This is a genomic window from Nocardia sp. NPDC051929, assembly GCF_044548645.1.
Classification (GTDB): domain Bacteria; phylum Actinomycetota; class Actinomycetes; order Mycobacteriales; family Mycobacteriaceae; genus Nocardia; species Nocardia sichangensis.
The window spans coordinates 1-7,745 of the sequence record NZ_JBIUCG010000054.1; the positions used below are offsets into that span (position 1 = coordinate 1).

Genomic DNA, 7,745 nt, shown 5'->3' on the forward strand with positions numbered 1-7,745 from the left:
ACCAACACCACCTCCACCGGCAGCATCACCGGCAACAGGTCCACGATCAACCCGACACCCAGTTACCGAGGCAACCTACTTGGACGAGGCACTAGGTAAACCATCGTCTCATGGTGGTCGAGGCGAGTCTCGTAGTCGCGGACACCGCGGCGGTGTTTGACCCAGCCACCCGAACGAACGCTCCACTACTCACCGGCGGGTAAAACCTCGGATCCGGTGGCCGTATCGCGGCGTTTGACGATCTGAACTGTCAGTGCCAGCACGAATTTCGCCCATACAACGAGCCGTCCGGCATAGCCGCCGTCGGCGAACACCGGCGAGACGGTGGCGAAGCGGGCCCGCACGGCGGCCAGCAGCCGGTGCGCAGCGTCGCGGTCCTGAATCGACGCGGCAATCACTACCACGGCCAGCAGCAGTCCGCTGGTGTGAGTGGCTATGTGACGTTTACGGCCCTTGATCTCCTTGCCCGCGTCGTAACCGACCGTGGCTGCCGCCACGGTATCGCAGCCATGGACGGTCTGCGAGTCGATCACCGCGGCCGTGGGCTGCGGGGCAAGTCCGGCACGTACCCGTGCCCGGTCCCACAATGCGTCGTGGATGCGGTGCCATGCATGGTGATGATGGCGTGGTCGGCGTGCTTGCGGAATTCCTCGGCAGCGGCCGTGCTCGAGGTCGTCAGTGCTGTCGCAGGCGGTGTCGAGAGCTGCCAACAACGCCATGGCCTGGCGGCCGAAGGCTGTCTCCACCAAGCCGGTTGGCGCCGTTGGGGCGCCGTAAGCCTTTGTGGATCTCGGTGGCGAGCGCGTCGATGCCGCGGTGGCGTCCGGCTCGGCGCAACGCAGCCGCGACCCGGGCTTTGGTGAGTTTGGCGAGGTGGGCTGGAGTGGGGGCGATGGACAGGACGGCGCGGGCCTCGAATTGGCCAGGTTGGTGGCAGATTTCCCAGCGAAGACGTCCAGGAAGGCCGGATAGTACTCGCGCAGCAGTGACCGCAGTTCGTTGCCGGCCTTGGTCCGTCGCCAGACCGCGTCCTGTTGGGCGTTGAAGATCATGCCCAGCTCACTTCCGGTGGTGGCCGAGGGTAGGTGACGGCATGATGCCTCGATGGTTGAGGTGACTCTCGTTGTCGGGTGCCGTTTCGGGGTTTGCCGCCGGTTGTCGAGGATGTGGTCGATGAGGGTGAACGGATCGTCGTGTAGGCGCGAACGCCCGATGGCCCAGCGTCCGGCCCGGCCACCTCCGTATCGTGGAGATAGTCAAATCTGTATGACGCGCCCCCGCGCGGCCCCTGTCGGCTCTGGGAACAACATGCATAGGATTTCGAAGAGGCGCTGTAATATGAGGGTCCCAATTGCTTTCGGAACGAAGGATTTCATTTGAGGGGCTCAATGATAACGATCCTCGGACTCGCCGCCACTGCGGTGGTCGGGATTGCTAGCGCCACCGCGTCTGCCGATAAAACGGAGGACAAATCTCGCGTCGTCACGACCGAGGACGGTTGGGAGCTGCGGATTAGCAAGACTGCGGAAGATCTTCAGCGCGTACCCAATCTGGCTGCTACGCCGTTCACCCGTGAAGGATTTGCCACCTTGTCGGTCGCAGCCGATGTCAGCGGCGAGGGCCGGGAGGCGGTGAATTCAGGAGCACTGCAGTTGGGATACCAGATCGGCTGTCAAGCGGACGTTTCTAACGGTCTCACCCTCGGGATGTCCGCTGCGATCGGTCCGAGTGTGGCGGTGACGGTCGCTCCATCTCCCGGTCTGGCAGTGGGCGGCAGCGCATTGGCTTTGCCGAACATATCGACAACCATCAAACCGGGTACCATCAGCGACATTGTCTTTGAAACCAAATCGCTTGCCGGACCCCATGGTTCTATCTCCGTTGACCAGGTGCAGATCAAGATCGACGCGTGCGCGGGCGCCGTTAGCCTACGCTCATTTGCGATCGTGTCGATATCCACAGCTACGGCCGACAACTCGGTCGCCGTCTACGGTGACCCGATATGGTTGTGACTCGCTCACGAGGATGGTGTCATTGGCTCGCGCTGGCCGCCACGTCGGCGTCGTTGTTACTTGCTGATTCCACTGCATCCGCGGAACCGGTCGCTGCGTCGCCAACATGCGCCGAAACACAAAACATGACAGCTGCTCCCGCCTGCGGCAGCCGTGAGTCCGGCCCTGCAGAGCGAGGCGGACCTGCTGCGCCACTACCCTCCCCACCGCGAATGCCGGCCCAGGCACCCGGAAGATCTGCACCTAACGCTGTTGCGCCCGCCGGCGCCCTGGTTCCGCCCGCGCCGGGTCGAGGCGGGGGATCGCCGATCGTGCCCGTTGAATAGTGGCGCATTCGCGCAGGTGGTTCAGGTTCGGCTTGAATTCGGTTGACCATGGTGAGGTTTGAAGGAACAGTTTGCCTAACGGGTTGGACCAGTCGTGATTTGGCTGCCGAGCCCGACAGGACGCCGCGCTCACGCAAGCTCGTCAGTGCTTTCGCCGGCCTCGGCCATGTCGCAGGCGAACCGGTCGACTTTCGTCGTGGCCGGCACCACCTGCCGGTCAGTGACCGCAGCTGCGGCGGAGGGGGTTGCGGTGCGCGCGTTGTTCAGGCCGGTGCGGTTGCGGCGGGTGGTGCCGGAAAACCCCTTGTCGACGAGAATCCGATCGGGCAGCACGGTGAGGACGAGCAGTCGCTCGATTGGGATCTGACGTCTTGTTTCGTCAATGGAAAGCGTACATATCCGACACGGAAGGGCTCGATCACCGTTTGACGTTACTGACGGGGGTTCATCGGACCAGTTCGCGGAATACCTCTGCAAGACACCCTGGCCAAGGCCTCAGTTCTGCGAGTGTGGTGTTCCGTGAACCGAACGGCTTACCGAACACCAGGTGGGGCTGCCCGTTCATCCAACCCAGCCACCCACGCAGCCAGATCCTCATCCACCGACACGACGAAATAGGCTACCCAACAACACCACGAAGTGCAGCTGGAGTATCAGTATTGCAACGGCACTTGGTTTGAGTATCATGCCTGCATGACACCGAGAGCTCGGTGAACAGGCACGAATACTCCGAGCAGGCCCCTCTCGACTTGGAGGGAAGGCTCATCGACTTGGCAGTCGAACCGGTTGCAGGATGTCCATGCGGGCAAGACTTTTGGCGACTTCGAGCGATCGCTCAGCGTCGCCCACCGGAAAGACATCCTCTGCGGTCAGAATATCGCCTTCTGTCATATGCCGCAGACCGGCGGCTATTTTCTCCGGAACCTTGATTCGGGTTCTCCGGATGGAGTGCTCGACTTTGCCGTCCATGCTCGCGGATGTGGTTTTCCGAATCTCGAGCGTGCACGTACCGTCGTCGGTATCGCCGAACAGGACCTCTGCTGGCCCACGCTTGAATCCGGTCGTCTTCTGTGCGCGATCGATGCCGGCCGCGTCGCCGAAGACGTGGCCGTTGGACGGTACCGCCGCGTCGCGCCCGGCTCGAGCCAGTTGCTGCAGTCGAGCCTTCGGATCGATCAGCGCGATCCGCTCGGCGAGCAATCCGGCGAGCCGTTCGAGCGTGTCCGCCTGCTCGTCGGACAACTGCTCGTCCAGATAGGGGAATCCTCGGAAGGCGGCGTCGCCGTTCACGATGTCGCCGACGATGTCGATCAACAACTCGCTCCATTTGCGAGGCTTCACCGCGACGGAAAGGTGCAGCGACATCGCATTCTTGGACGAGACCAAATGCGGCGTGCCGTAGGGCATGTACAAAACATCGCCGGGCGCGAGATCGGTGTCGATCAGGGGTTCGCCGAGCTCGTCCGGTTCATGCGAGGTGGGTTCCCCTTTTCGGGGCACCCACACCTTCCAGTTCTTCGTACCTTCGACTTGAATGATGAAGAGGTCCACCGGATCTTGATGACAGCCTGCGCTTTCTTTCGCGCCGGCCGCGCTGAGAAATGCGATGACTTCACTGCGGGACGCGAATTTCCGAGCCAACATCGACGTGAGTTCACGCAGGTTCGGAAAGAAATGATTCATTGAATACCACTGTATCGTGGCGCCGGACAAGAAATGTTCGTGGACTCGTTCCGGCGCCACGCAGTCGGTTACCGGCTTACCGTGTATGAGCCGGGACACCTGATAAGATGATTCGCGGCCGAAAATCGACACATAAGGCAATCGGAGCGACTCGCGATGCAGCAACTCGTCGAGATCCTCCGCGCGGAGAACCTCGCGTACATCACCTTGAATGGCCGCACGCCGCAGCAATGGCATGCGATCGAAGTATTCGCGAAAGAATACCTGTTCATCGCCGACCAGCTCATCGAATACAGGCGCCCGAGTGCTCATGTTTCGTTCTCCGGATGACTACAAATTGCTGCTACAGTTCACACCTCGCCGTCAGATTTCGATCGGGGCCGCGTACCCCGCGAGGTGAATAATCGAGTCCGTCAACGCGCTGAAAACTTTCAGCGTGTCGATGTAAGGAATGACCTCCGTCAGGAGGATTTGGACGTCCATGTAAGACCTCACTTCAGAGATTGGGAATGGATACGTCAAAGTACACGCGTTGCGAGATTTTGGCAAGACCCGGCCTGCGTGGAGCGGGCCGCTAGGGCGGTAAAATCCACGTAGGTGATTCAGCGTGCGGCAGCGAATTATCACGTACGTATATCGTCAAGGTGGTGAGTTATTCGCGTATGTAGCGGATGCGTGGGTAGGTCGAATGTTGCCGTAGCGGGCGGCGATCTCCGGCAGCGACAAAACCGAGGAGCCTCAGGTGACCGCGACGTTTGCGTCGGGCAGGCCGGACAGCCTACGCTCGGACATGATCTAGGCCACCAGCTTGTGGTTGACGATCACCTCGCACTGGGCCAGCAACGCAGCCTTGATCCGGCGTTTGCCGTAGGTCCCGCGTGACCGGGCATTAATCCGGGATATCTCGTCGGCGACGACGATCCTGCGAATGTTCTGGTGGACAACGGCTGCCGTGGTCGCCGGAAGAAGGTAGATCTGTTGTCGCTGGCAGCTCGGCAGGCCGACCGTCCCGAATGTCCGAGCGCGATCAGCCCTTCGACGACCGCGATCCGCCTTTTGGGGGAAGCCGTAGCATCGGCCGAATTTAGGAGTACGGGGCGCTGCGGCGCACGATCTACGCCGCGAAATACCTCGCCGACCCCGACTACCGGCGCAAGATCTCCCGCCAGCTCAACAAGGGAGAGTCCCTGCACGCGCTGCGCCGCGACCTGCTCTACCCCCACGAGGGCATGATCCGGGCCCGGCAGCTGGACGGCCAAACCGGGCAAGCCTGGTGCTCGACCCTCGCGACGAACGCCGTGATCGCTTGGACGACAGAGTATTACGGGCTGGCCGTGGAGCAGATGCGCCGCACCGGGCGCCGCATCGACTACGAGGTGCTGACCCACATCTCCCCGGCGCAGCGAGAACATCAACTTCTTCGGCGCGATCGAGGTCGACATCGACGCCGAACTCGCCGCCCTGGGCCCGACTGGATACCGGCCGTTGCGGGGGCGCGACACCCTGTTCTGATGCGCTTCGCGACATCGCCCCTCCCGTGGACGGCGCCGATTCAGTGGGCGAGCTGTTCGATCAGCAGGATAACGCCGAGACCGACCATCGTTACACCCGAGACTTGCCCGACCATCCTGGTGGCGGTCGGTCGGGTCCCGAGGACGAACCGGGCGCACAGGCCGACGCCGGTATAGATCACCAGGCAGTTCACGATGTGGACTGTTCCGAGGGCGAGGATCTGGACGGCGATCGGCCAAGCGTCTGTCGGGTCGGAGAACTGGGGTAGCAGAGCCAGGAATAGGACGAACACTTTGGGGTTGAGCCCGCTCACGCCGAAACCCTTCATCACCTGGCGCGAGCGTGACGCCGAAGCGATGTCGATGTCGGCGTGTGGTGTTGGTGGGTTGCGGAAGGTGCCTATACCCAGTCCTATCAGGTAGGCCGCGCCCAGAGCGGTCAGTGCGGTCATCAGCGGCGGCGACCCAGCCAGGGTCGCGGCGATCCCGACCGCCGCCGCGATCGTGGCGAGCAGGTGTCCACCCAACATACCCGCCACGGCGGGCGCAGGACTCCGATAGCGCAGCCCGGCGGTGATCGTGTAGGCCCATTCCGCACCAGGGGTGCAGGCGAACAGCAGTGACACCGCCCAGAATGCGCCGAGAACCCCAAATCCCATGATCGGAAGACTAGGGGTGAACAGGGAGAATGTGCTTCCAAGTCTTCCTTGGAATGCCGCTGCGAATGGCAAAATCTTGCGCATGGATGCGGTAGACCGGAAGATACTTGCCGAGCTCCAGCGAGACGGGCGGCTCACGGTCACCGAACTCGCCGCACGAGTGCGCCTGAGCGTTTCGCCGTGTCACCGTCGGGTCCGCGCTCTGGAGCGACTCGGCGCCATCGCCGGCTACCGCGCCAACCTGAACGCGAAAGCCCTCGGACTCGGTTTCGAGTCGCTGGTCTTCGTTACGATGGCCTCGGCCGACCGGGCCACCGTCGAAGCATTCGAGATCGCCGTCGGCGAGGTCGCCAATATCCTCGAAGCCCACCGACTGTTCGGCACACCGGACTATCTGCTGCGGGTGAGCGCGCGCGACCTCCCCGACTTCCAGCAGGTCTACGACCGCTCCCTCGCCACCCTCCCCGGCGTCGAGAAACTCACCTCCACACTGGTCATGAAGACCATCGCCGAGAACCGGCCCTACCCCCTCGACTGACTGCCGGAGCACGCCGGCGTAGTAGGGAGGCGCTCGGCTTTCTGCCGCCATCCTTATCCGGCGAATTCGCCCCCGAATGACAGGCGCGGGTCATCCGCGGGCGCGGGGTCAACATCATCGCAGCGCCTGGTTCAGCGGGGCAAAAACAGTCGTTTTTTCCCAGATCGAGCGCGGCGAATCGGATCTGCGAAGCCGCAGTTCGTCGAAATCTCGAACCGGGCCAGGACCCGTGTGCGGAATCTACGGGACGAAACCGGGGCTGTCGGCCCTTTATGGGACAGTTTCGGGCATGGCTCGATTCGGATACGCGCGTGGTCCCACCCGCGGACAGAAGGACGACGTTACGGGGGGTTGCGGTGGAGGTGTCGGTAGATGCTTTTGCGTGAAACGCCGAAGGTTTCGGAGATCTGTGCGACGGTGTAGCGGCGTTTGCCGTGTTCGTAGGTCTCGTTGTACATCTGGCGGGCCTTACTACTGCAGTGTGGTGTGCCGCTGACGAAGATCGACTACACCCGGTCCCCGGTTGTCGTCTTCTGACGAAGTCTCTCATACGGGGTCTGGCCGTCGAGTCCGCCATGGGGCCGGTGATAGTTGTAATAGTCTTGCCACTCTTTGGGTTTCGCGTTGAAGATGTTGACGTCGTCGATGACCACGCCGTCGAGAAGCCGGTAGAATTCCTCGGCGTCGATCCGGTGCGAGCGCTCCACCTTCCCGTTCAAGCGCGGCGTTCCCGGCTTGATGTAGACGTGGTTGATGCCCTTGTCCAGCACGTGCCAGTGGAACCCGGACTGGAACTCCGCCCCGTTATCGGTCTGAATCGTTTCGACGGCGAACGGCAGCTGCGAGAGCACGTAGTCCAGGAACTGGATCGCGGTCTTCTGGTTGTTGCGCGGATAGATCTTCAAGATCCGCAACCGCGTGCAGTCATCGATCGCGGTGAACTGGTAGAACTTCCCGCGCCGACCAACCGGTTTCACCGCCGGGGTGCCGGGCTTGGCGGGGAGGGGTTCGACGAA

Annotated in this window: 8 protein-coding genes and 1 pseudogene; 3 read left to right on the top strand and 6 right to left on the bottom strand. The window is 62.3% G+C overall.

Annotated elements, in window-relative coordinates:
* Positions 1–185 precede the first annotated feature (185 nt).
* Complete coding sequence (locus ACIHAX_RS37490; protein ID WP_397282409.1) at positions 186–1,052, bottom strand: transposase; 867 nt, start codon at positions 1,050–1,052, stop codon at positions 186–188.
* A gap of 336 nt (positions 1,053–1,388) precedes the next feature.
* On the opposite strand from ACIHAX_RS37490, the gene ACIHAX_RS37495 reads away from it, so the two are divergent.
* Positions 1,389–2,012: an MspA family porin gene (locus tag ACIHAX_RS37495; protein ID WP_364439350.1), complete on the top strand. Its 624-nt coding sequence runs from the start codon at positions 1,389–1,391 to the stop codon at positions 2,010–2,012.
* Between the two features lie 455 nt (positions 2,013–2,467).
* Here the strand turns inward: ACIHAX_RS37495 and ACIHAX_RS37500 are convergent, their stop codons facing one another.
* The 3 genes from ACIHAX_RS37500 to ACIHAX_RS37510 all read right to left on the bottom strand — a co-directional run bounded on the left by ACIHAX_RS37500 (position 2,468) and on the right by ACIHAX_RS37510 (position 5,149).
* The gene (locus ACIHAX_RS37500) at positions 2,468–2,671 is read right to left on the bottom strand and encodes a hypothetical protein (RefSeq protein ID WP_397282411.1); all 204 of its coding nucleotides are present in this window, start codon (positions 2,669–2,671) and stop codon (positions 2,468–2,470) included.
* Positions 2,672–3,100: 429 nt separating this feature from the next.
* Entirely contained in the window at positions 3,101–4,333 is a 1,233-nt protein-coding gene (locus tag ACIHAX_RS37505) for a JmjC domain-containing protein (RefSeq protein ID WP_397282413.1), read from the bottom strand.
* A 483-nt stretch (positions 4,334–4,816) separates the two neighbouring features.
* Entirely contained in the window at positions 4,817–5,149 is a 333-nt protein-coding gene (locus ACIHAX_RS37510) for a transposase (RefSeq protein WP_397080819.1), read from the bottom strand.
* Here ACIHAX_RS37510 and ACIHAX_RS37515 point away from each other — a divergent pair.
* Positions 5,110–5,533: pseudogene (locus ACIHAX_RS37515) on the top strand (Tn3 family transposase); the annotation flags it as partial. The gene ACIHAX_RS37510 and the pseudogene ACIHAX_RS37515 sit on opposite strands and share 40 nt — an antisense overlap.
* Before the next feature lie 40 nt (positions 5,534–5,573).
* Here the strand turns inward: ACIHAX_RS37515 and ACIHAX_RS37520 are convergent.
* Positions 5,574–6,191: a LysE family translocator gene (locus ACIHAX_RS37520; protein ID WP_364439328.1), complete on the bottom strand. Its 618-nt coding sequence runs from the start codon at positions 6,189–6,191 to the stop codon at positions 5,574–5,576.
* A gap of 82 nt (positions 6,192–6,273) precedes the next feature.
* Here ACIHAX_RS37520 and ACIHAX_RS37525 point away from each other — a divergent pair, with 82 nt between their 5' ends.
* Positions 6,274–6,729 (top strand): Lrp/AsnC family transcriptional regulator, encoded by a 456-nt coding sequence (locus ACIHAX_RS37525; RefSeq protein ID WP_397282416.1) that lies wholly within the window; start codon positions 6,274–6,276, stop codon positions 6,727–6,729.
* Positions 6,730–7,235: 506 nt separating this feature from the next.
* Here the strand turns inward: ACIHAX_RS37525 and ACIHAX_RS37530 are convergent.
* On the bottom strand, positions 7,236–7,745 hold a 510-nt coding region (locus ACIHAX_RS37530), incomplete at its 5' end, for an integrase core domain-containing protein (protein ID WP_397282418.1).